At 38.3% G+C, this 22,669-nt stretch carries 23 protein-coding genes and 1 pseudogene; 1 reads left to right on the plus strand and 23 read right to left on the minus strand.

Features of this window, described 5'->3' with window-relative positions:
- Positions 1–9: 9 nt before the first annotated feature.
- The 17 genes and pseudogenes from CCC70_RS11680 to CCC70_RS11760 all read right to left on the minus strand — a co-directional run bounded on the left by CCC70_RS11680 (position 10) and on the right by CCC70_RS11760 (position 12,420).
- The gene (locus tag CCC70_RS11680) at positions 10–1,545 is read right to left on the minus strand and encodes an IS66-like element ISRob1 family transposase (protein WP_004611469.1); all 1,536 of its coding nucleotides are present in this window, start codon (positions 1,543–1,545) and stop codon (positions 10–12) included.
- Positions 1,546–1,611: 66 nt separating this feature from the next.
- Positions 1,612–1,962 carry an IS66 family insertion sequence element accessory protein TnpB gene (tnpB, locus tag CCC70_RS11685; RefSeq protein WP_158526524.1) on the minus strand — a complete coding sequence of 117 codons (351 nt, stop codon included), beginning with the start codon at positions 1,960–1,962 and terminating at the stop codon, positions 1,612–1,614.
- A gap of 14 nt (positions 1,963–1,976) precedes the next feature.
- The gene (gene tnpA, locus CCC70_RS11690; RefSeq protein WP_249308030.1) at positions 1,977–2,375 is read right to left on the minus strand and encodes an IS66 family insertion sequence element accessory protein TnpA; all 399 of its coding nucleotides are present in this window, start codon (positions 2,373–2,375) and stop codon (positions 1,977–1,979) included.
- Positions 2,376–2,489: 114 nt separating this feature from the next.
- Positions 2,490–3,368: pseudogene (locus tag CCC70_RS11695) on the minus strand (type IV secretory system conjugative DNA transfer family protein); the annotation flags it as partial.
- A gap of 119 nt (positions 3,369–3,487) precedes the next feature.
- Complete coding sequence (locus CCC70_RS11700; RefSeq protein WP_117457903.1) at positions 3,488–3,970, minus strand: PcfB family protein; 483 nt, start codon at positions 3,968–3,970, stop codon at positions 3,488–3,490.
- 181 nt (positions 3,971–4,151) lie between these two features.
- A complete protein-coding gene (locus tag CCC70_RS11705) occupies positions 4,152–5,789 on the minus strand; it encodes a hypothetical protein (protein WP_227222459.1) in 1,638 nt (545 codons plus the stop codon).
- Between the two features lie 102 nt (positions 5,790–5,891).
- Complete coding sequence (locus tag CCC70_RS11710; protein WP_227222460.1) at positions 5,892–6,686, minus strand: hypothetical protein; 795 nt, start codon at positions 6,684–6,686, stop codon at positions 5,892–5,894.
- The gene (locus tag CCC70_RS11715) at positions 6,683–6,988 is read right to left on the minus strand and encodes a helix-turn-helix domain-containing protein (protein ID WP_227222461.1); all 306 of its coding nucleotides are present in this window, start codon (positions 6,986–6,988) and stop codon (positions 6,683–6,685) included. The genes CCC70_RS11710 and CCC70_RS11715 overlap by 4 nt, the downstream gene beginning before the upstream one ends.
- Entirely contained in the window at positions 6,966–7,160 is a 195-nt protein-coding gene (locus CCC70_RS11720) for a hypothetical protein (protein ID WP_178087513.1), read from the minus strand. The genes CCC70_RS11715 and CCC70_RS11720 overlap by 23 nt, the downstream gene beginning before the upstream one ends.
- 59 nt (positions 7,161–7,219) lie before the next feature.
- Positions 7,220–7,507 carry a DUF6809 family protein gene (locus tag CCC70_RS11725; RefSeq protein ID WP_015541255.1) on the minus strand — a complete coding sequence of 96 codons (288 nt, stop codon included), beginning with the start codon at positions 7,505–7,507 and terminating at the stop codon, positions 7,220–7,222.
- The gene (locus tag CCC70_RS11730) at positions 7,473–7,859 is read right to left on the minus strand and encodes a DUF6050 family protein (RefSeq protein ID WP_005426609.1); all 387 of its coding nucleotides are present in this window, start codon (positions 7,857–7,859) and stop codon (positions 7,473–7,475) included. Before CCC70_RS11730 ends, CCC70_RS11725 begins: the two co-directional genes overlap by 35 nt.
- Entirely contained in the window at positions 7,856–8,923 is a 1,068-nt protein-coding gene (locus tag CCC70_RS11735; RefSeq protein ID WP_287084902.1) for a DUF6017 domain-containing protein, read from the minus strand. The genes CCC70_RS11730 and CCC70_RS11735 overlap by 4 nt, the downstream gene beginning before the upstream one ends.
- A 22-nt stretch (positions 8,924–8,945) precedes the next feature.
- Entirely contained in the window at positions 8,946–9,833 is an 888-nt protein-coding gene (locus tag CCC70_RS11740; protein ID WP_227222462.1) for a ParB/RepB/Spo0J family partition protein, read from the minus strand.
- Entirely contained in the window at positions 9,826–10,602 is a 777-nt protein-coding gene (locus CCC70_RS11745; RefSeq protein ID WP_118051258.1) for a ParA family protein, read from the minus strand. The genes CCC70_RS11740 and CCC70_RS11745 overlap by 8 nt, the downstream gene beginning before the upstream one ends.
- Before the next feature lie 23 nt (positions 10,603–10,625).
- A complete protein-coding gene (locus tag CCC70_RS11750; RefSeq protein ID WP_005426617.1) occupies positions 10,626–10,802 on the minus strand; it encodes a hypothetical protein in 177 nt (58 codons plus the stop codon).
- Positions 10,802–11,260, minus strand: a complete 459-nt coding sequence (locus CCC70_RS11755) for a DUF6075 family protein (RefSeq protein WP_055066383.1) — start codon at positions 11,258–11,260, stop codon at positions 10,802–10,804. Before CCC70_RS11755 ends, CCC70_RS11750 begins: the two co-directional genes overlap by 1 nt.
- Positions 11,261–12,243: 983 nt before the next feature.
- Positions 12,244–12,420, minus strand: coding sequence for a hypothetical protein (locus CCC70_RS11760; protein ID WP_161215702.1), 177 nt, complete (start codon positions 12,418–12,420; stop codon positions 12,244–12,246).
- A gap of 228 nt (positions 12,421–12,648) precedes the next feature.
- On the opposite strand from CCC70_RS11760, the gene CCC70_RS11765 reads away from it, so the two are divergent.
- Positions 12,649–13,797 (plus strand): SLC13 family permease, encoded by a 1,149-nt coding sequence (locus tag CCC70_RS11765; RefSeq protein WP_287082530.1) that lies wholly within the window; start codon positions 12,649–12,651, stop codon positions 13,795–13,797.
- Between the two features lie 231 nt (positions 13,798–14,028).
- On the opposite strand, the gene CCC70_RS11770 is transcribed toward CCC70_RS11765, so the two are convergent.
- The 6 genes from CCC70_RS11770 to CCC70_RS11795 form a co-directional block, all read right to left on the minus strand.
- Complete coding sequence (locus CCC70_RS11770; RefSeq protein ID WP_287084910.1) at positions 14,029–14,430, minus strand: recombinase family protein; 402 nt, start codon at positions 14,428–14,430, stop codon at positions 14,029–14,031.
- 87 nt (positions 14,431–14,517) lie between these two features.
- Entirely contained in the window at positions 14,518–15,108 is a 591-nt protein-coding gene (locus CCC70_RS11775) for a hypothetical protein (RefSeq protein ID WP_287084912.1), read from the minus strand.
- Positions 15,105–17,543 (minus strand): glycoside hydrolase family 3 C-terminal domain-containing protein, encoded by a 2,439-nt coding sequence (locus CCC70_RS11780; RefSeq protein ID WP_287084914.1) that lies wholly within the window; start codon positions 17,541–17,543, stop codon positions 15,105–15,107. The genes CCC70_RS11775 and CCC70_RS11780 overlap by 4 nt, the downstream gene beginning before the upstream one ends.
- A gap of 26 nt (positions 17,544–17,569) precedes the next feature.
- The gene (locus tag CCC70_RS11785; RefSeq protein WP_287084916.1) at positions 17,570–20,431 is read right to left on the minus strand and encodes a glycoside hydrolase family 3 C-terminal domain-containing protein; all 2,862 of its coding nucleotides are present in this window, start codon (positions 20,429–20,431) and stop codon (positions 17,570–17,572) included.
- Positions 20,432–20,572: 141 nt separating this feature from the next.
- A complete protein-coding gene (locus tag CCC70_RS11790; protein ID WP_186582172.1) occupies positions 20,573–21,880 on the minus strand; it encodes an ATP-binding protein in 1,308 nt (435 codons plus the stop codon).
- A gap of 23 nt (positions 21,881–21,903) precedes the next feature.
- Positions 21,904–22,608, minus strand: coding sequence for a LytR/AlgR family response regulator transcription factor (locus CCC70_RS11795; protein ID WP_092070343.1), 705 nt, complete (start codon positions 22,606–22,608; stop codon positions 21,904–21,906).
- Positions 22,609–22,669 lie beyond the last annotated feature (61 nt).

Consider the following 22,669-nt stretch of genomic DNA (forward strand, 5'->3'; position numbering starts at 1 on the left):
GGTCAACGGTTATCGACAGAATTCTTTTACAAGAGGATTCCAAGGCAGATAATCATCCAGATATTCAGGATGTTCAAGAAAAGCACTCCCCGGCATGTCGGACAGGATATATTTTATATATTTCATCGGGGCAAGCCCATTCGCTTTCGCTGTCTCTACCAGTGTATAGATTCCTGCACTGGCTTCCGCCCCTTTCGGACTGCCGGAGAACAGCCAGTTCTTTCTGCCGATCACAAAGGGACGGATACAGTTTTCCGCAAGCGAATTACTGATGGAACAATTCCCGTCTTCCAGATAATTCCAAAAACCTTCACGGTTATTTAAGGCGTAATGAAAAGCTTTTGAAAGTTTGGATTTCGGCAGCTCTCCGATGGCACTTTTTTCTGCCCATGACCAAAAAGCCTCGAGAAGCGGTTTCTCGCGGATAAGACGTTCTTTTTTCTTCTGATCAGGAGGGAGCGCCTCCAACTCTGACTCTATGTTAAAGAGTTGATTCAGACGGAGGATTGCTTCCGCAGGTTTTGATGCTTCCGAATTATGGATGTCTTTTGGGAGCGCATCCACGAAAGCCCGGCGCAGATGCGTATAGCAAAGACATCTTTTTACTCCTGAAACTGCATTGTATCCGGAGTAAGCGTCTGTATGGATATAACCTTCATATTCCCTCAGAAACGCTTCCGGATATTTCCCGCTTCGTCCCGGCTGGTACTCGAAGTAGCGGATGGGATTTACGGCATCTCTGATGCTGCAGTAAACCCACATATAGGAATCGGACGTATTTTTCCGTCCCGGTTCTTTCAGCACCTGTACATGTGTTTCATCGATATGAAGGTATCTCTGTTTCAGAAGTTCCAGCTTCAGACGGTGGACGATGTGTACAAGCCAGTCCCGATAGACAACCAGAAGCCAGTTTGACATAGTCGCTCTGCTTAAACGTAATCCCAAAGCCTCCCATTCTTTTTCCTGTCTGTACAGCGGGATGCTTAATTCAAACTTCTGGTGGATGAGCCAGGTGATGGTAGATGCAGATGCCAGAGAATGCAGGACGGGAGGATATGGCACCGGAGCCTTCTCCATATAAGGAGTTCCGTTTTTCCGGCATGACCTGCATTCATACGTTTCCCGGTAATGGTCAATCACCTTGAGTTTTGCAGGGATAAACTGTACTTCCGTGCGGACGAATTCTTCCCCTACTTTCACCATCGTACTCCCGCAGTTATCGCATATCTGTTCCCTTTCATCTATGGTATGGAGTACTTTGCTGTGAGGGAGATTTTTTACCAGTTCTTCCCGCTGACCGGTGTACTTCCTTTTACGTAGGTGCTTCTCTATCTCAACAAGCTCCGGTTCGTGTGCATCAGGATCCGCACAGGTTTCGATTTCATTAAAAAGAGACATCTGCCCCTCGATTTCGAGAGTAGATGTCTTCTCGGATTTTGTTCCATAAAGTTTACGGGTCAGGAAATCAACCTGCTCTTTCAGGAGCCGGACCTGCTGTTCCAGTTCTTTGATATGATTTTTATACTCCTGTTCCGTAGCTGACATAACCTGAAAACCCTTTCGTTTCGATAAGATTATTATACCATAGAATCGTCAGATTTCCCAGCATTTCTAAGGATTTTCAGTATTTTCAGACTTATGCGGGAGCCATTTCTGAACTGCCTTTGGCTGCTCCGGGTTCAAACCTTCCAGAAGCCAGCGTAGCTGCTGATCAGAAATCTGTTTTGCTTCTTCGCCGGTCCGCGGCCATTGGAGACGTCCGTTTTCGTACCGTTTGTATAAAAGGCAGAAACCGTCTCCCTCGTAATGGACTGCTTTGATCCGGTCAGCCCTCTTTCCACAGAACAGGAATAAGGAATTGCTGTAAGGATCCAGTTTGAAGTTGTACTGGATGATATCCAGCAAGCCATTGAGCTGCTTCCTCATATCGGTGTAGCCGCATCGGATATAGATTTTCTCCACATGGGAAAGATCTCCTAACATGACTGCACGGCTTTCAGAATGTTTTCCAGCATCTGGGCAGATGTGCCTTCATAAAGTTCCACTGTTATGGATCCGATATGAAGTATGGCTGCAGGAGTGGAACGGGAAATGTTTCTGTCCGGAAGTGAAAGCTCCGCAAACTCAGCCGGGGATTCCGTTAAAGCAGTTGACTGTTGGTCTGTACACATGTGGATGCCGTTTTTCTTGCGGGGCAGTTCTTCCAGGGCAAGCTTTCGAATTTTGGAAAGCCAGTAATAATAACTTTTCAAAGAGATATCGTGTTGTTCACACCAGATCTGATTTGTCAGTCCGGAGGCCCTGCATTGCTGTATTACATCCAGCCAGTATTGAAGTTTCACCTGTTTGTCTGGAGTCAAAGAAGAAAGATCCATAAGCCTGCTCCTTAGATTAGATTTAGAGTTTTTAGAGTCAACTCCCAAAACTCTAATCAATAGTTTACATGCAACAGCCAGAAATTTCGATACACCCTCTTATTGGACGCTTACGATATAACCAATCAGGGCACAATAATAGAGTTTTTCCGCCTTTACCCAAAAATCCTCACCCGATTGCTGCCCTTCACCTTTGGTGTTAGCAATAATGGTTGTTACCAGTTTTAGAATATCTTTTTCACTGCGGATATATACAAATGGATTATAGTGCATGGATTTTTTGAAGTTAATTGTATTCAAAACTTTGATTTTATACGGTTCGTATATAACTTTTCCCTCTTTGTCCCGCACGATTTTTCCATTCTCATCCGTCATCGGACTGCCTTTTGCCAGCATACTGCCAACCTCCAGAAGCACAGTTCCCTTCGGATCAGTAATCACATAAGAGCTGTGCATCTGCATAATGTTAGGCTTTACAAAAAATCTGGTTTTTCCAGAACCAGAACCGCCAATTACCAGAATGTTTTTATTCCTGGCGTATTTCGGATTCTTTGGTCTGCTTGACATAGTAAGACTCTCTGTTTCTGTGAGAATAATATTATTTTCAAATTCAGGATCCGCATATGGTCGTATATCTTTTTCTATTCCCCATCTGGCAGAACCATACTCCACACCCAGTCGATATTTCCTGGCATTTTTCGTGCGGTAAATAATAATAAGCTTTACAGCCACGCCGCCTGCGATTCCACACAACAAATCTATATGATTCAAACTTGGCCAGAGATTCTGAAACGCCAGTTCAAAATAAGTAATGGTATTCATAAATTTATCCCAGGAAGTTGCTCCGGTGTTTACCCGATACAACCAGGCAATCTTATTGAAAAAATAGGCAAACATCAGATATGGGAAATTAGCTAAAAACAGCTTTTTCTGATCTGCCCTCTTCAATTCACTTACCTTGTCCGTAATCAGATTTTTCACATCTGCAAGCATTTTTCCTGGTATACTCTCTGAGGAAAAAACAGCTTTTCCAGATATTTTTCTCTTTTTCGGAGAGCCTCTGATATGCTGAACTTTTCCTCTTTTCTTCTTATGCTGCTGTTTTTTCTCCGTCATAAACTCTGCCCTCTGTCTTTCTGCTGTTCTCTTGCTCGTTCTCTGTTCTTTCCTTTAGACACAGCATCCTTAAAGTGCATAAGTTTTTTCATAATAGATGGCTTATCCTTTTTGTTCATCTGTACACCCAAATATTTCTTAAATGCCAGATTCATCATTTCTGTATCCTGCCCTTTAAAGAACACATAGTAGGTCGGTGGCTTGGTCGAACTGTCTTTTTTCAAGGCAAAATCTAAACGGTATTTTTTCGCCACACGCTCAAAGGACTTGATATTTCCATCTGTGATTTCAATATTGGATAAACCAGAACCCTGGCTTTTCAGTTCTTTGTATGACTGTTTTCCAACCTTATAAGGATTCTTTCCTTTTTGTTTCTGTCCTGACAGATACTTCCGCAGCATATTTTTTAACACGTCGGCAGTCACTCTTGCAGTTTTAACCGACAATGCGATTGTTTTCTGTGTAACTTCTTCCTGCAATTTGCACGCCTCCTTTCGATTCTGATCAGCAAATTACGGTGGCACTAACAGATGGGGGAGATATATTTTCATCGGAATTTGGCTCCTTTCCACTTCCCGACAAATTGTCGAGAAGTCCTCTCTTAAATATAAAAAGCCGACTGATTCCAATTTCTAATAAACTGGACCAATCGGCCATATATTAATCATTTAAATACAAATCTGCTTTTTCAATTAAAACCGTATCATCTCCTACTTTTACTTCATGATAATCAGATGATATCGTTATATATTCAAATTTTGTTTTTAATCTACTAATTTCATCCCACAAAGTGCTTAAATCTAATTCATTATTATTAATATATTTCTTTAAAAAATAAATTATCATATATTCAGACACCATATGTCGATCATCAATGTGCATTTGATTTCTTTTATCCACTGCCAAATAATAAATTGTAGGAAATTCTTCTGACTGAACATATCTTTTATCATCTTTAAATAACAAATCAATATTTTCTCTTTTACTTAAAAACTCTCTATGCTTTTTTATTTGCTTTGAAAAAATACTGTTTAATGTATTTAAAATTTTCCCATACCGTTTATCAATTTCATCCTCATAGTGTTTATCAATCCATTTTGCTTCAATTACTAATATTACATTTCGTATTTTATCATAAATGGCAAAATCTATATCACTACATTGTATTTTTCCATCATTATCTGTATACGAATATGGCCATGTTTTTGAAACAGCAATATTGGTTACATTTTTTAATGTCTCTTCTATTCTTCCTTCAGTAACTATTGATAATGTTTTTTCTCTATTTTTTATTACTTTCTCTTTAGCGTAGTGTCCATTTATAACGGTAAATTGCCAATCATTAACAATAAATAGCGATGGAATAGTTATTATATTGTCTTCGATTTCAAACAACGGAAATTCCATTAAATTCGTATTTCCTTTATTAACAAAATAATTTACTATACGATCAACTATTGGTAACTTTAACTCACTCACAGTCGCAATATCCTGTATACATTCTTTTTTATTGAATACCATAAGTATAGAGGTTGCATTATCCATATATGTTTCGTCTTCTAAAGTCTCAATTCGAATTCTTATAGATCTAAGTACAGATTGATAATAGAAAAAAGCAATAACCTTAGCAAGTTGTTTCGGATTATCAAAAACCACACTTCTTACATTTGATGCCCATTTTTTTAAATCTTTTTCAATTATTTCAATACACCCTTGATATAACATTTTATCTACATATTTTTCTAATTCATCAAATTTTCTCTTTTCTTCAAATATTTTTCGAAAAAACTTCCCATGCAACGCCATTATTTGTTTATATTCTAATTCGTTGCGTTCAGAATCATCTGCTCCAAAAAAATACATGTTCTCCTCATTATACCTATCGCTAACTAAACATGTTGTCAATTCATACTTATGTTCTTCAATCTCCTTAAGTCTGGGTTTTGACACCGGATTTATGTCATTTATTTCTCTGGAAAATCTATAATTTTGATATATTTTTACTAATACATTTTCATATTCTCTTATATACCTTCTCAATCCGGGTATATTTATCCTTTTCAAGTAAAATTTCTTTTCCATTTTAAGTGCTTTAGCATAAACAAAAGAAGTAACACACCGTTTTAACAGGTTCATCGTAGTTTGCGGTTCTTCATTCATAGCGCCCAATTCTACCATTATCAACGGATATACTAACCAATAATTTACATCATGGTTTTCAATCCATTCTTGTATCTTTTTATCCACATCAGCATCAATTATCTCATGTAATCCTCCTAATAATTCATATTCATCCATACCGTTTCCTCCAATATCTTCCCTTTATTCTAATAATACAATTTTATATTTTTATTGTATCTTATTTTTGTTACCTTGTCATGTATATACACATTTTTATTTCTACCCTGCCAGTAAATATATGGTACTGAACTGTACATAAAGTTTTCCTTCTTCCCAATCCATCTGATCCATCAGTAAACACTGAAATAATACATCTACATCCTGCAATTTATAAATCCGATTGCACGTTTCTGACAAACCTTTTAATTCCAGAACCTCTTGCATTGCGTTTCGCCTGTGCATAAGGCATTGCAGATATAATGCTTCCAGATGTTTCTGACTGAAAATAAGTGCTGTGATATCCTGTTCATTAACAGTACATTTACGTTTTTCTAACTCTTCCTGGGAAATATCCAGAAAACACCGGATATTTTCGACATATACATCACCATCAAATGTTGGATGCTTTTTCTTAATCCATCGTTTCGCCGCTACCTCCATATTCTTTCTGTCTCGATCAGATCTGGCACTACGGAAATTCAGCCTTTTGCCCATTTCTGCATAGATATTACTTTTCACCTGCCGATCTGTCAAAGCTGCGTATTCTTCATTGCGAAAAAAATAATCTAAAAGTTGGTTCATCTTAGCCTGACTATCTACCAAATGATAACATTCCTCGGAAAACCCCAAACCCGCAAATGCAACTGGCGCACTTCCTTTTTTGATTTCTTTTTCAATCACTCTCAAAATGTCTCTCTTTGATTCCATTTCTTGCTTTCCTTTCTCTTCTTCAATTTTCTGATTCTGTTCACAGATCATCAATAAGTTTTCATCTGCTCTTTTCGCTGTCAGTGTTAATGAATAACAAACCAAAACCAGAAACAGTGATATCAATGCACTTCCTACACCAATCATAAAAACTTTTCCCCCTCCAATACATGAAGCAATCCGTCCCACTTAAAAAACGGACTGATTTTTTTCAGCATAGCAATCAAGTCCGCTTCATTTTCTATTTCAATATCCAAAAATTCTATTACACTAATTTCAAGTCCATCCGCAATTTTCTTTAATTGTTCTACTTTCGGCTTTCGTATGCCTATTTCATACTTCCGAATTGTATTCACATTAATTCCTGTTCGTTCTGCAAGCAGCTCCTGCGATAGCCCTCTCTGTTTCCGAAAATAACGAATCTTTTCATTTATCTCCATGTCTTTCATCTGTTGAACTTCTCGACAATTTGTCGGGAAGTTGTTCCCTTTCCCAGTTTTCTTTTCCTTCATATCCATACATAAATATTTCCTCATCCAATAGCCTTGCAACCATAAAGCAACAAGACAGCAAAAACAAAAGCACTATTCCTGCCATAATAATAATTATCAAATCAATCACATCTCATCCTCCTATGTAAGCGGTACAGAAAAAGCAGCCTTGACAGACTGCTTTTTCAATCACCATATTCTATTTTTGTTCTCATGTAAAAAGGCTTCCGAAATTGTGCGAATCCCAAACGCTAATCCATCTATGTAAGCGTCTCTCTGTTCTGTTTGTTTAAGATTTAAAGTATATTCCTTGTAATCCTCAAACATTGCCTGCAGATCCGGACTCATTAGACTTATCATTTCCTTTTCTAATGTTTCACACAGTTCCTTTGTCTCTTCATAACTTTTACTTTGTGTCTCACATTGATTCATTGGATAAATGCTATAATACAATTTTTCCAGTTGCTTTTCGCTCATTTTTGATCACCATTTCTTTCAGTCTTTTTATGATCCATATAATTCCAGAAATGCCGTTTTTTAGCAAAATGCCTGCTACAGCTAATAATCTCCAGGCAAGAACCCCTATTCCAATCAAACTTCCTACCATCAGTTTAAGTACCACCAAACCAAGCATTTCCCCTGTCCCCACATTTCTTGGAACGACCAACAAAAACATTTTCTGGATTCCGAAAGGAATTCCCACAAAAAGCAATAATTTTCTCCAGTCTAATATTTCACCATTCATGCACATAGGGTGAACAATTAAGCAGATAATCATAGCTATTGCACCAGGAATTATCAATTTTGTTATAATTTCTTTTCCTCTCATATGCCACCTCCGTACATATCATGATTTACTTTTGCCTGGTAATAATTGCCTATTGTCGTTATTGAATTCATAAGACAGGTAAGCAAGTACGCTTTTATGTTCTTTACTTCCCTGGTATTCTCATGCAGACAATCAATTACATACTCTATGTGGCTTTCTTCCAGCAACAATAATCTGCTTTTTACGAACTGATATGGGTATTTCACTCCACTGATCGTAATATTCTCCCGTTCTATGCTGATTGTTTCCACAATTAGTGCCACAATTTCATCCAACTGTTGCTGTTCCCCTAATCTGCATCGTTGTACAAGACAGTCATATTCAATATTTCTTTTTACAAGTGCAGTATTCATCTGGAATAGTTTCATCTCTTCCATCAAATCCATTGACTGCTGTTCGGAAGAATCTGAAAGATTGATAAGATCAGTATTACTTCTGTCAGTATTACTAATATCAGTATAATTATAATTAGTATTATTAGGGTCGGTTTTTCCGACTTCTGTACTTCGGTTTTTCCGAACTCCAGACTTCGATTTTTCCGACTTCCAGACTTCGGTTTTTCCGAACTCTTGACTTCGACTTTCCAGAACTCCAGACTTCGGTTTTTCCGAACTCTTGACTTCGGCTTTTCCGACTTCTTGACTTCGGTTATCATTCTCTGCCGAATCTAATACTTTTTCTTTTCTATATACAAAGCTCTTTACATAAATAATTGTTGGTTTTCCCAATCCTCTCTTTACTCTTTCAATCAAACCAATTCCTTTATCAGTATCTAATTCTGCAAGAATTTTCACACCTTTGTCTTTTCCGCAGTTCATATATTCCATCACTTGTTCCAATGTAAATATGATATAAACTTTCCCCTCATTGTCCACCCAATTATTTCTGATAGACAAAGCCATTCTGTCCAGCATCAGCCCATAAAGAACCTTTGCATCGCTGGACAGATTACGGAAATATTCATCTGTGAATAATACTTTGGGAATACGGTAAAAAGCAAACTGTTCCGATTCATAATCGTGAAAATAACCAAACTCTATTTTTGTGCTTTCGGATTTTGCCATTTTGCTTTCTCTCCTTCCCTCGTTATTGGCTTTTCTTCCAGTTATCAAGCAGTTCATAGATAACCTGTTCAATCTGTTCTCTGTTATATTCCTTTGGAAAATACTTTCGTATTTTCTTTTCAGTTAAAGTAACTTTTCCTGTCTCTGTTTTCTTTTCATTCAGAATAAGCTGTACCGCTAATTCTGTCAGTTTACCTTCATCGCTGTATTGCTTCAGTTTTGTTGCCATTGAACCTGTAACAGAGCTTGCTCCAGACACTATGCAGTCTTTCACCCAAATCTGCTCCGTTTCTGATAAATAGGTTAATGAAACACCTACTGTAAAATTAATCTTTCCTTCATCCAACAATTTCAGCAATTCCGGAATAAGACAGGTCAAGCGTATGTAACGCTGAACGGTTCTTCCACTGTCACCGGCAGCCTGTCCAACCAGATCTGCACTGTCAACAGAAGCTGCGTTTTCGTCTTTTATGCCCTGATGTTTTACTGCATCCATCTTCATCTTATAAGCATATGCCTTTTCGCTTGGAAGCAAACTTTCTCTCTGTATATTAGAATCCACCATAACGATTACGGCTTCATCATCGGTATAGTTCCGTATGAGTACTGGCATTTTACTTTTTCCAGCCAGTTCGCAACCACGTTTTCTCCTGTGACCAGCAATCAGTTCATATCCTCCCTCTGCGCGAGGACGTACCAATGCAGGATTTAAGATGCCATAATTCTTGATACTTTCTACTGTTTCAGCCATTTTTTCATCATCATTTACATGAAATGGATGATTTCTAAAAGGATGTAACTCATTTAATGGCACTTCAACAATCTGATTAAGAGTATTCTGTTCGGCTTCATTGATTCCAAGCAATTCATCATAAGATGTAAGCTGAATTTCTTTCTTAGGTTTACGCATGATTCAGCACCTCCTGGGCGAGAATCTGATAACTGTACGCACCTTTACTTTTTGCATCATAGGAAAAGATACTAACACCTTCTGATGCAGTTTCGGCAAGAGTTTCTGTTCTTGGAATCGTTTGATCGAAAATTTTAATCTCTGCTCCATAAGCATCTCGCACTGCCTGCTTGTTTCTCTTTGAGTTGTTATAATGACAGCTGTCCATAGTAAACAAAATTCCCTCAATCTGTAAAGCTGGATTGAATCTCTGATGAATTCCTTTCACAACTTTCAGCAATTCCATAAGTCCATCTGCCGCATAATATTGTGGCTGTACCGGAATCAATACACTGTCAGCTGCAGTGAGGGCATTGATTGTCAACATTCCCAATGAGGGCATACAGTCAATCAGGATATAGTCATAATCATTTTCCAAAAGTTCCAGATATTCTTTTAAGACTTTTTCTCTGTCCTCTACCGTAAATAATGACATGTCCATTCCCGAAAGAAGTTTATTAGATGGAATTACATCTATTCCTTCCTCATGGTGTAAAATTGCTTCCCTGGGATCAAATTCTAATCCCATAATGATATTTTCCATCATTGTTTTCAATGTTACCCTTAAGTTCTTTGGAAAACCAAGTCCCATTGTCAAATGTCCCTGTGGATCAGCATCTATCAGCATTACACGTTTTCCAACCTTAGACAGTCCTACTCCAAGATTAATAGTTGTTGTAGTCTTTGCTACTCCACCTTTTTGATTTGCGATTGCGATTATTTTGCACATGATATAATTCTCCTGTATTTCTACTATTTTTTATTTACATTACTTTTTTCAATTTCAGCATAAGCTCTATAATATTTGCTCGTCCCTTTATTGGAATAAAGTTCCGATAATTCCATAACTTCAATTTTAGGATGACGCTGCAGGATTTTCTGAAACCATGCAATATCATTTTTTGTTCCCATCAGTCTCACTTTCAGCATTAATCTATTCCTCCAAGCATGGCATGTAACTTTTGATTGTACACTACATATTCCGGATAACGGATCTGTATTGCCTGCCAAAAATATGGTGCATATGCACAGCAGAAGATATCCTCTACTGTATACTGTCTGCACTCGTTTACCTGTTCCTCTGCATCTTCATAATCCCAAACGCTTGGCGTGCTGTTACAGTACAGATTAAATGCCATCCTTACCACTTTTAAGCTACCGCTTGTCTGCCATCCTTCATGTAAACATTTCGTTTTAACAGACCCCGTTTTAAAATTATAAATTCTGTCAGCATTTTTTCTGGTATCTCCATTAATACCCAGACAATAACACAATGCCTTATGGTACACATCCTGATACCGTACTTCTTGTAATTTTTCATAGTAGAATTTTTCATGTGCATCACTGATAAAAATAATGTTTTCTGCTCCTAACGCTGTACTTTTCATTTTGAACCTCCTTGAAATAAAAAAGGACCTTACCAATTGTTCTACCAATTAATAAGGTCATACTATATGTTACTTTTCTAAATTCGTGCTAGGGATTCCTCTCTTTAGTAAAAACTTAGTAAAACATCCCTACTGGTTCAAAAATATACTGTAAAATCAAGGTTTTTCAGAATTTTGCTAAGGTAGTGCCGTGGCAGACGAAAAGTACTCGAATCATTGTTTTTCTCCTCTCAAATTGCCTTGAAATGCCGTATTTTGCAAGGTTTTATCAGCATTTCAAGGTATCATAGTTTTCTTCTCATTTACTACATTTTTTGCAAAAAAGTGCAAAATGAAGCAAATCACTTCCATCTGTAGTAGTCAAATCGTAGTCAGTTTAGGGGGTGCAGACTACTGCTCAAACAAATTTCCCAACTTAATTAATCTTCTAATATCTTTAAAATGCAGTGCTAAAATCTTTCTTCACTTTAATCATTTAACTGCATTACATGAACATCCATATCCAATATTATAGGAACATACATAATAAAATACATTCAGTGATTTCTCCGTTATTTCGGATAAAAAATGCTGATACAGAAACCGTATGGAATGTGCAGATTCTAAGGTCAGTATGGATAATATCAGCAGAAATAAGGTATCTGCTGTCGGAACAGAAAAAGTTTCAAAATAAATCAAAAAATATTGATGAAGTCTACCAATCAGTGTTTTTTCGTTGTATAATGTTTTTGTCGTACAGAGTCACTTTCCTTTGTAATGTTTTGGGTCAAATTCATTATACATCAGAAAGTCCTGTACGATATTTTTTTATGAAAAAGTTGTAAAGTGGTGATCATTATGAAAAAAATAGAGAAAATTGGAAAAATCCCTTCAAGTCCGTAAAGTTGTTGTATCCTCCAGTGCAATCGTTCAATCCTTTTGCAGAACGGACGAGAAATCCCTTAGAGTTCATCATGTCGAAATCTATGGGGTGGTTCCTGCATTCATGGAATGAAAAATATGCATACTTTTTTTGTTTCGTTGTCCTTAAAATATCCGCACATATCGTAATGCCCCGTCTCAAAGGTAATAAGCCTTAATCCATATTTTGCGGCATTAATTTTCATGCTCTTTTTCATGTCATTTGCAAAATCTATAAATTCCTTGGAATTTTTTCCCATAGTCATCTTTTATTGTTTTTCCCTGATATTTTCTGTATAGTTCTTCCAAAACGTTTTCCTTTCATATTCTGAACTTTTGAAATGATGTCGCCATTGATAACATTTTTATTATACAGGAATGAGGCGGTAATCGCAAACACAATCCACAATACAAAATGATATTCTTTTTTTCTGGATGTTTCTGTGATATACTTATACGCGATCGTATCAGACCGGAAAGGAAATATTATGTTACAAAAATTATATGTTTTTTTCAGGAAAGAAACCGTTTTGTCAATTGCAGTGATCCTGGCGCTTCTTTCTATGTTCTGGGTCAGACCGGATAAGGCTTATTTTACTTATATCGATTTCAGGACTCTCGGGCTCCTATTCTGTTTGATGGCAATTGTAGCTGGTTTGAAGGCTGTTGGTGTTTTTGATATACTTGCCAAAAAATTGCTTATGGGAACATCGGGAACTGTGGGTGTGATCAGGCTGTTGGTACTCTTATGTTTCTTCCTGTCAATGGTGATCACCAATGATGTAGCATTGATTACTTTTGTTCCTCTTGCACTGATCATTGTGCATAAACTGCCAAAGGAACTGGGCAATTACTGGCTTCTTAAAATAGTAGCCATGCAGACAATCGCTGCTAATCTCGGAAGCATGCTCACACCAATCGGAAATCCGCAGAACCTTTATCTATATGCCAGAGCAGGGATGTCCGCGGCAGAATTAATAACCCTGATGCTTCCCTATTCCGCCACAGCACTTATCCTTCTTCTGATATGGATACAGGTAGCCGCTGCCAAAGCACCTCACGTATGCGGTTCCGAAAAAGATAAAACTCTTTTGGGATTCTCTGACAGAAAAGAACTTAACATGGAATACCTGGCCGCTTACCTGATCTTATTTACAATCTGCCTGCTCACTGTTGCACGTATCATTCCATACCAGATTCCTCTTGTATTGGTTCTTATATATATGCTGCTAAGAAACAGGGAAAATATAAGCAGGGTGGATTACTCCCTGCTTGCCACCTTTATCGCATTATTTATTTTTATCGGCAACCTTGGAAGGATTCCGCAATTCAGCAGTTTTCTGGAAAGAATCATGGCAGGAAGGGAAACACTTACTGCTGTTCTTGCCAGTCAGATTATGAGCAATGTTCCCGCTGCGCTTCTTTTATCCGGCTTTACAGATAATTGCCGGGCTTTAATTGTCGGAACCAATATTGGAGGTCTCGGCACTCTGATTGCATCCATGGCAAGCCTGATAAGTTTCAAATATATTGCAAAAGAAAACAGGAATCTGAGAGGGAAGTATTTGGGAATATTCACAGCCTCCAATATTATATTCATGATATTCATGTTAATATTATATTTTTTTCTTAGATAAAGGTTTTCCCAGAATTACAAAAGCTATAGCAATTCTTTCTTCGCAAAAAATTCTCCGCGGCACTCTCACATCCTGGAAGAAAAGCCGCGGAGAAATAAATATATTTTCGGTGCCAATACAAAGATCATTAATCTTTACACCACTTTACAACTTTTTTTCCAAGCGAACCCATTCTGTTTCATCATTCAGAACTGCTTTATGGCCAGTATGCATACTGCAACGTGTCTTGTCCTAGATTCTGGTTCCAATATAAATCTCATCCCGGACAATTGCCGCTACTGTCGTAGCACTCCAGTGTTTCTTTTTGATCGTCTCAAACCTCTGGAACTGCACCTGATCCCCTCTTGATAATTTCTGCTCATCACAAGTGGCAATCGCCTGTCTGTTCAATTCCCTTGTAATATCTGCAAAACTTGTTCCTTCCGCTGCCCTCTGAAAAATCATTTTCACGACTTTTGCAGCCTCCGGATCAACTTCCAGATAGTCTCTTCCGAATCTGGAAAAGTCTTTTATAACTACACAGCCGATTTCTCCACTTTTCATGTCATCCTGCAGCTGTTGAAATCCCTGCTGTTTAAAATGAGTACCGCTGACACCGTCATCCACATATTCCAGGATATCCTCATCAGCCACCCCCAGCTGATCACTTAACAGGAATACCCGAAATCATAATAGGATAGCAAGGCTTAAATCATATACCAATATATGAAGTATTTTCTTCTATTCAGCCTTCCCCTCTGGAAAAATAATTTTAAACACAAAGAAAAAAATCACCATGGAAACTCCACCTGTGATAATTGTCACAAGCATGTTATAGACTGCCGGTGCCACATATGCAGATGCAACTGGCATCCACAGATTATTAAATCCATTACAAATCAGTGAAATTATCACCCATGCAACAAAATACCAGATTGCCTGATATACAGGATTTCCATGGCTTTTAAAAGTAATATTTCTCTGAAGTGGAAAATTGATACACTGTGCAAGAAATGACCCCAATTCATAACTGATAAAATAGCCAAGTCCACCACCGATCAGTATATTCCCCGTTGCATCACGCAATACATTGTACCCCAGCAAACTCCATGTAAATTTTACTCCAAACAGATTCATGGAAACCTTTGGCCACATAAACTCTGTACCAGCCAGACCAATTCCCAAAATCCCTGGTAAAAATGTAAATACAAGATACTGGAACACTGTCACGCCCATACTGAATATAACAAAATAGAATATCTGATAAAGCCATTTTGCCAAAGCAGAATGTTTCGCTTCAAAATGTTTCCATATATTTTTTATATGATTCATCTGCGCTTCCCTCCGGCTCCTTTTAATAATTTTTCATATTTCTTATTATTTCTTCTGTTTCTGAAATATCCACCAACTACTTTTTTTACTCCAAGCATAAAGTGGCCATTCACAGCATCGACAATTCCATATACCATTTCCATACTGACTGCCCCGCCGGTCATCTTGGCAATCCCCCGAAACGGCATATTGTAAATAAATAGAATATTCAGATCCGGCTTTCCCTGTGCCTCACTCTTCTTTTTTATTTTTGTGAGACATCTATATATCATTCTTGCAAGCCGACTTTTTGCATAATACATCTGACAAATTGCATCATTGATTTCCAGATTTCCACTCCATCTTCTGTTCGGTATCTCATGGCCAAGAAGTTCACGAAATTCCTCGTCTGATATTTTCTGCACGATTCCTGTATAATAGTAAGGCATTTTTGCCGGATTATACGGATACCCTTTACTATTTCCTGTTCTCTCAGTCATACCTGTTAAACGAATATCTGCAACACTGGCTCCTACCATAATCTGATAAGTTCCTGTTTCTATTTCCCACTGTCCCGTTTTTATATTCCAATAACGGAAAGTCTTATCATCAAACGGAATCCTGAGCTGTCTGCTTTCTCCTGCCTTCAGATAAACTTTTGCAAAACCTTTCAGTTCTTTTTCCGGTCGGAACACGATTGCATTAGGAAGTCCTACATACATCTGAACAACCTCAGCTCCATCTCTGTCACCTGTATTGGTAACCGAAACTTTGATTCCATCCTCTTCTATGATAAGATCAGAATATGTAAATTCCGTATAGGAAAGTCCAAAACCAAATGGAAACTGCACCCGTACTTTTGAAGTATCATAATAGCGATATCCTACATAAACACTCTCGCGGTATTCCGATGTTTTCTCATTACTTGGATAATATCGAAATGCCGGTGTCTGTTCATAAGATATGGGATATGTTTCTGCCAGTCTTCCTGATGGGTTCACCTTTCCGGTCAGAATATCCAATGTTGCAGAAGCGCCTGCCTGTCCATTCAGATAGCCATGCAAAATCGCTTTGCAGCAGGTGTGCCATGGCATTTCTATCGCTGATCCAGCACTCAGTATTCCAATAACATTTTCATTCACCTTACTAATATCCTGCAGAAGATCGATCTGATCCTGCGGAATACGCATATGGGTTCTGTCCAGTCCTTCTGATTCACTGATCTCATCAAGACCAAAGCAGAAAATTACAATATCCGCATTCATAGACAAATTTAATGCAAACTTTCTATCATTCTCATCTACATCTCCATTTCTATGATAGCCTCTTGTCATTCCCAGAATATTCAAATCATATTGTTGCAAAATCGATGACATATCTTCTACTTTTGTTGGATTGACCATAGAAGATCCTGCCCCCTGATATCTGGGTGAAAAAGCAAAATCTCCAATAACAGCGATGGATTTTTTGGTATCCAGCGGAAGAATCTGTTTTTCATTTTTCAGAAGAATCATGCTTTCTGCTGCTGCTTTCCTTGCCAGTTGATGATGTGCGTTTCTGTCAAAGTTTTTATCTGAAAGCTTCTTCCCTGATGTCAGTTCCATCACTGCATCCACCAGTTCTCCAACTCTTTCATCCAAATCCGCTTCCTTCAGCTTTCCATTTCGGACAGCAGCAATCACTTCTCTTGCAGAATCGTACCCACAGGACGGCATCTCCAGATTTGAGCCGGCAGCAACACCTTTCACATGGTCATTGCTTCCACCCCAGTCTGTTACTACAATTCCATCAAATCCCCATTCTTTGCGCAGGATATCTGTCAAAAGATGTTTGTCCTCATTAGCATAAATCCCATTAATCTGGTTGTAACTGCTCATGATTGCTTTTGCGTGTCCTTCTTTAACAGCTATCTCAAAACCGGTCAGATAAATTTCTCTTAATGTCCGTTCGTCAACAACTGCGTCCATTGCCATTCTCCGAAGTTCCTGACTGTTAACCGCCAGATGCTTCGGGCAGGCATAAACGCCTTTACTCTGTATTCCACGAATATATGATGCTGCCATCTTCCCGGAAAGATATGGATCTTCTGAAAAATATTCAAAATTTCTTCCGCATAATGGGCTTCTTTTAATATTTAATCCCGGACCAAGCAGGATATTTACATCCATACTTGCTGCTTCCTCTCCAAGAGCCTGTCCAATCTCTTCCCCCAGATCCTGATTCCAGCTGTTTGCTATCGTCGCTGCTGTGGGAAAACAAGTTGCATTCAAGGATGCATTCAGTCCCAGATGGTCTCCTGCTCCTGCCTGTTTTCTGATTCCATGCGGTCCATCTGAAAGAAAGATGGACGGGATGGAAAGCCTGTCAATTTCTCTGGTCTGCCAGACAGTTTTTCCACTGAGTATCGCTGCCTTTTCTTCTATTGTCATCTTTTCAACCAATTTTTGCTGTTTCATAACTGTTTTCCATCCCACTTTCATCCTTATTCAGCATTCTTTCTTTTCTTATATCCTCTGATTACCAGTACTTCCATTCCTGCCATGAAAAGTGCTATTACAATGTCGATACCAATTCCTGCTTTTTTCCAGTTTTCCATACCTGTTTCTTCGTGTTCTCCATCATAAGCCCAGCTGCTTACAACTGTATACATGACATTTTTGCAGGCATTCCTCATCTGAAGTACAGATGTTGGATGCTCCGGATTGGCTACATTGTTCTCTTCTCCGTTGAATGTGGACAACATTGCATCTACTCCATTCGCCAAAGCTGCATCTGCATTCATAAATCCATGACCATTGTTTCGGAAGAAATCTGTAAGCGCCATTCCCCTGAATCCCCATTCATCTCTGAGAACTGTATTCATAAGGTTACTGCTTTCTCCAGTCCATTTATCTCCAAGGAAACTCCAGGAAACCATAACCGCATTTGCGCCCCCCTGTTTTACAGAAATTTCAAATGGTTTCAGATAGATTTCCCGGATTGCCTGCTCATTTGACCAGACACTTACCATCTTTGCATTTCCCTCATACAGAGCAAAATGTTTGATATAAGAATAAACTCCATATTTTCTTGCTCCTTCTACTGCTTTTGCTCCCATATTTCCTGCAAGAACTCCATCTTCCGAAAAGTATTCATAGTTTCTTGCTCCAAATGCGGTTCTATGAGTATTCATACCTGGTGCATACCAGCCCTCTGCACCCATTTCCTGACTGATCTTGCCCATGCATTCACCCCAGGCCTGTGCAAGTTCCTTATTCCATGTGGAAGCAACCACAACTTCAATTGGAAATCCAATAGAACCAACTCCTGTAAAGTTGTTATTAATTGCTGCTGGTCCATCGAAATCAAGTGTAGCCACTTTTCCCACAGAATCCATGGCTGCTGTCTGATAACCTGCCATTGCAATCATATTTGCCATTTCATCAACAGTAAGCTGATCCAGAAGTTTTTCCCAACGAGGATCGTCATAATCAGCATCTCGCATATCAGCTAATGTAAGTCCATTATCTACTCCCGTTGTCGGCATTACATCCTCATCATTGAGGTATGTAGTCTTATCAAAGTTGCTGTTCAGATGATATTCAGAAACATATGGCTCACCCAGCTCTGCAGATGCCGGTGCTGCTGTAGCCTCTTCATAATTTGCAAAATGATCTGCTCGTGATAAATATGTCACATCGCCTTTTGCATCTTCAAATACATTTGTTGCTGCAGTATCATCTGATGCTCTTTTATTTTCTCCCTTATATACTACATCTTTATCTGCAGTATAAGTTTTCTGATCCAGCACAGTATGTGAATCGCTGTTGATAGAAATCACATAATCGCCTTTTTCAAGAACATATGCTTTTGCATTATTCTCATCATAAGAGGCCATATCTTCTATACTGAATGTAACTGTAACAGTCTGAGATTCTCCTGGCTGAAGCAGATCTGTTTTTGCAAACTCGATCAGATTTGCAGAAGATTTCTCAATTCCGCCATTTGTATATGGCGGTTTATAATACACTTCTACTACATCTTTTCCGGCAACATCTCCGGTATTGGTTACTTCTACATCTACAGAAATCTGTCCGTCTTTTTCTTTCAGTTCACCCATTTTCTGTTCAAATTCCGTGTAACTCAGACCATATCCAAATGGATACTGTACAGTCTTATCGTAATCAATCGCACCTTCCTGTGCAGCTGTTTCATAGTACTTGTATCCTACATAAATGCCTTCCACATAATTGGTAAATGCCGGAGCATACACCTGCGCAGTTCCTGCGTTCATTCCTTCAACGGCCATATCTGCCAGATTTGTATACTCCGTTTTTTCTGCATTATTCCACCACGGAGCAGTCGTCATATCATAAACAAATGTATCCGGTGTTTTTCCGGAAGGATTGACTTCACCTGAAAATACTTTACCAAGTGCATTAAATCCCACATTTCCCGTTCCGGGACACCATACAACAGATTTAATCTGAGGATATTCATCTGCGAAACCAAGTTCAAACTGATTTGCTCCATTATAAATCACAATCACATTATCAAAGTTTGAGCAAACCATATCCACCATATCTCTCTCAGTTTGTGAAAGCTGTAAATAATGCTCTCCCTCAGGAAAATCATCATATTCATCTGAATTATTATCATATGCTGCTTTTCTTACATCCATAGGAATATCATTATGACCTTCACCTGCTTTTCTGGAAAGAACCACAACTGCTACATCAGAATACTCTTTCGCACTTTTAATAAGCTCATCACTGTAAGTATCTACAGGTGGCTCAGGTAATGTCCAGCTCTGTTTCTGGATAGACATTTCCGGATTATCTGCACCATAATTGTTATAAAAATCAACCAGTTTCTGGTTAATAGAAAATCCGGCATTTTCAAGTCCCTGATTAAGACTGACAATATCATACAGATCATTAATTCCACCGGAACCAGCTCCTCCGTAAGCCGGATTAATAGATTCCCAGCCAAAAATATTCAGTTTTTTTGTTTCATTTAAAGGAAGCAGGCTTTCATTCTTCAGAAGAACAATTCCGTCTTCCATAATTTCTTCTGCTGCTTCCGCAGCTTCTTCATTTGTTTCATCGCTTAAAGTTCCATTTCCCGTTGCCAGTCCAATCAACGTAGCCATTGGTCCAAAACAGATCATATTCACGCAGACAACAACTGCAAGAACCATTGCGAGCGCAGCTTCTCCTCTTATCAGAAATTTTTTGCCCCTGGACATCCTGCGGCATGCGATCATAATTACGATTCCAATTACAAGTGCAGCAATAATACCGATAATATACGGTTTGCATAATTGTAATACCGCCAGAACATCTTCCATTTCAACACTGATCATTCTCTTTTTTCCTCCTTTGACTCTCTCGTCTTTTTCAGGTATCATTTCCTGTTGGCATTACTATAACATGGTTATTATTTCGTGCCGTTTTTGGCACAAGATGCAGCAAATATGGCACAAAATACAAAAATACCCAGAGCATTACAATACTCTGGGTAAAAGGATCTTTAGTTCAAACCAGTTCTGCTGTACTCCAAACACTACAGAACCATCATATTTTTCTACAGCTTTACGAATACTCTTCAATCCAAAACCATGGTTTTTACTATCCTTTTTTGTTGTTGTAATCAGATCTTCTTCATTTTTGGAAATTTCTGCTTCACAATAATTCTCTATCTTAATGAACACAAATCCTTTTTGAGCGGATACTGTCAGATGGATCAGTCTTTTTTCCGAATCAGGAATCAAAATTACATGTTCAATCGCATTATCCAAAGCATTTCCAAATATAGAACATATATCTGTTACATGCATATGATCCAATAATTTTCCATCTGCCACACAGGTAATCTGTATATGATTTTTTCGACAATGGAAAATCTTAGCTGCCAAAATCGTATCAAGTACCTGATTCCCCGTTCTGCTTATATTTTCAAAAGCAGCGATTTCCTTTTCCATGGAATCAATCCATTTTTTTCGTTTCTCTTCATCTGATTCCGCACGAAGTCCCGTTATCTGGTGTTTCAGATCATGGTATTTCATTTGTATGAGATCCAGGCTGTCCTGATAATTTCGGTATTGATCATACTGGCTTTTCAGCATCACGTTCATTACTGAAAGTTCTTTCTCGGCAACATACTCACTGATCCTGCTCTGATAAGCATGCAGGATTGCAATTCCTCCAAAATCGATCAGTGTTCTGATAGAAAAAATATCTGCACGTTCTCTGCTCGCAAATGGTACATTTTCATTTAAAAAGCTCAGATTACTAAAAGCAAATGTTGCAACAGCCATGATTGCCGCCGCTGCTACTTCCTTTACTGTCATCTGTTCAAGATAATTCTGCTTCAGAAGATCTTTTTCTAAATAAATATCTATAGTAAAGCAGCCTCCAAAAATAACCATCGTGATCAGAATTTCAACCCAAATGCTCTGATTCCCCCATGTCTGTACACTAGATATCATCTGCCACTGCAGCGAAGCTGCAAACTCAGCAAGAACAAATGCACGGGCACAGCAATAAGCCGCTCCCAGAGGCTTCATATTTCCTCCGACCATAAGAAATCCATACATCATACCTGCAGCGATCATCATACAGGGAATCCACAAAATTTCAGTTACGCTGCCTGTCAAAGTCAGAAAGATACTCTGCATTGCCAGCATGAAAAGACTGCCTGTAAGAAAATGTACAGATTTCATGTTTTCTTTTTTTAGGATATAAAGATAAACCAAACACGATCCCCACTCTGCTATTGCCGTATAAATTCTTGGAATATCCTGATATAACATAGTATCCTCCATTTCGCATGAAATCATTCCATATTGAGGTTTTGCAAAAGCAGATTCATGAATTCTTTTTTTCTGGTTCTGCTGACAGGTATATGTACATTATGGATCACACAATCAGAACCAACAAATCCCTCTACATGATTCATATTTACCAGATATCCCTTTGCACATCGAAAAAAATTATGTACCGCAAGTTTTTCTTCGAGTTCTCTCATCGTAATTCTTGAACAGTAATCTCCTCTCGAAGTATAATAAATTACATTATGTCTCTGCCCCTCAATATAATAGATATCTGCTATATCTATCTTTACAACTCCTTCCCCGATCGGAATCGTAAGAAATTCTTTAACCTCAGAGCGCATACGTCCAACTGCTTTATCCAGTTTCTGCGAAAAAGAAAAGTATTCAACTGGTTTTACTACATAATCCATTGCATCAACTTCATATCCACGTACTGCATATTGAATCATATTTGTAATAAACATAATAATTACTTTCTGATCCATCTGACGGATTTTTTCTGCTGTTGTCATACCGTCCATAAACCGCATCTGAATATCCATCAAAATAATGTCAAAACCGCCACTGTAATTCTCAATGATATCTTCTCCATCACCAAATACCGTAACCTTTATTGATCTTCCCCTTTCCGTTTGATATTTTCGGATATACTCTGTTAATTGTTTTACATAAATTTCTTCATCTTCCACAATTGCAATCTGTATCATCCTATACCCTCCACAAGAATTACATTCTTTGTAACTGTTCAATCACACAATATAGTCCCAG

This window comes from Blautia sp. LMAG:89 (genome assembly GCF_008679485.1).
Lineage (GTDB): Bacteria > Bacillota > Clostridia > Lachnospirales > Lachnospiraceae > Blautia_A > Blautia_A fusiformis.

Excerpts from the sequence above, each read along its gene's own strand:
- CCC70_RS11680 (WP_004611469.1), bottom strand. The coding sequence starts at position 1,545 with ATGTCAGCTACGGAACAGGAGTATAAAAATCATATCAAAGAACTGGAA.
- tnpA (WP_249308030.1), bottom strand. The coding sequence starts at position 2,375 with ATGGATCTTTCTTCTTTGACTCCAGACAAACAGGTGAAACTTCAATAC.
- CCC70_RS11705 (WP_227222459.1), bottom strand. The coding sequence starts at position 5,789 with ATGGATGAATATGAATTATTAGGAGGATTACATGAGATAATTGATGCT.
- CCC70_RS11710 (WP_227222460.1), bottom strand. The coding sequence starts at position 6,686 with ATGATTGGTGTAGGAAGTGCATTGATATCACTGTTTCTGGTTTTGGTT.
- CCC70_RS11715 (WP_227222461.1), bottom strand. The coding sequence starts at position 6,988 with ATGAAAGACATGGAGATAAATGAAAAGATTCGTTATTTTCGGAAACAG.
- CCC70_RS11725 (WP_015541255.1), bottom strand. The coding sequence starts at position 7,507 with ATGAGCGAAAAGCAACTGGAAAAATTGTATTATAGCATTTATCCAATG.
- CCC70_RS11730 (WP_005426609.1), bottom strand. The coding sequence starts at position 7,859 with ATGAGAGGAAAAGAAATTATAACAAAATTGATAATTCCTGGTGCAATA.
- CCC70_RS11735 (WP_287084902.1), bottom strand. The coding sequence starts at position 8,923 with ATGGCAAAATCCGAAAGCACAAAAATAGAGTTTGGTTATTTTCACGAT.
- CCC70_RS11740 (WP_227222462.1), bottom strand. The coding sequence starts at position 9,833 with ATGCGTAAACCTAAGAAAGAAATTCAGCTTACATCTTATGATGAATTG.
- CCC70_RS11745 (WP_118051258.1), bottom strand. The coding sequence starts at position 10,602 with ATGTGCAAAATAATCGCAATCGCAAATCAAAAAGGTGGAGTAGCAAAG.
- CCC70_RS11750 (WP_005426617.1), bottom strand. The coding sequence starts at position 10,802 with ATGCTGAAAGTGAGACTGATGGGAACAAAAAATGATATTGCATGGTTT.
- CCC70_RS11755 (WP_055066383.1), bottom strand. The coding sequence starts at position 11,260 with ATGAAAAGTACAGCGTTAGGAGCAGAAAACATTATTTTTATCAGTGAT.
- CCC70_RS11760 (WP_161215702.1), bottom strand. The coding sequence starts at position 12,420 with ATGGGAAAAAATTCCAAGGAATTTATAGATTTTGCAAATGACATGAAA.
- CCC70_RS11765 (WP_287082530.1), top strand. The coding sequence starts at position 12,649 with ATGTTACAAAAATTATATGTTTTTTTCAGGAAAGAAACCGTTTTGTCA.
- CCC70_RS11775 (WP_287084912.1), bottom strand. The coding sequence starts at position 15,108 with ATGAATCATATAAAAAATATATGGAAACATTTTGAAGCGAAACATTCT.
- CCC70_RS11780 (WP_287084914.1), bottom strand. The coding sequence starts at position 17,543 with ATGAAACAGCAAAAATTGGTTGAAAAGATGACAATAGAAGAAAAGGCA.
- CCC70_RS11785 (WP_287084916.1), bottom strand. The coding sequence starts at position 20,431 with ATGATCAGTGTTGAAATGGAAGATGTTCTGGCGGTATTACAATTATGC.
- CCC70_RS11790 (WP_186582172.1), bottom strand. The coding sequence starts at position 21,880 with ATGTTATATCAGGATATTCCAAGAATTTATACGGCAATAGCAGAGTGG.
- CCC70_RS11795 (WP_092070343.1), bottom strand. The coding sequence starts at position 22,608 with ATGATACAGATTGCAATTGTGGAAGATGAAGAAATTTATGTAAAACAA.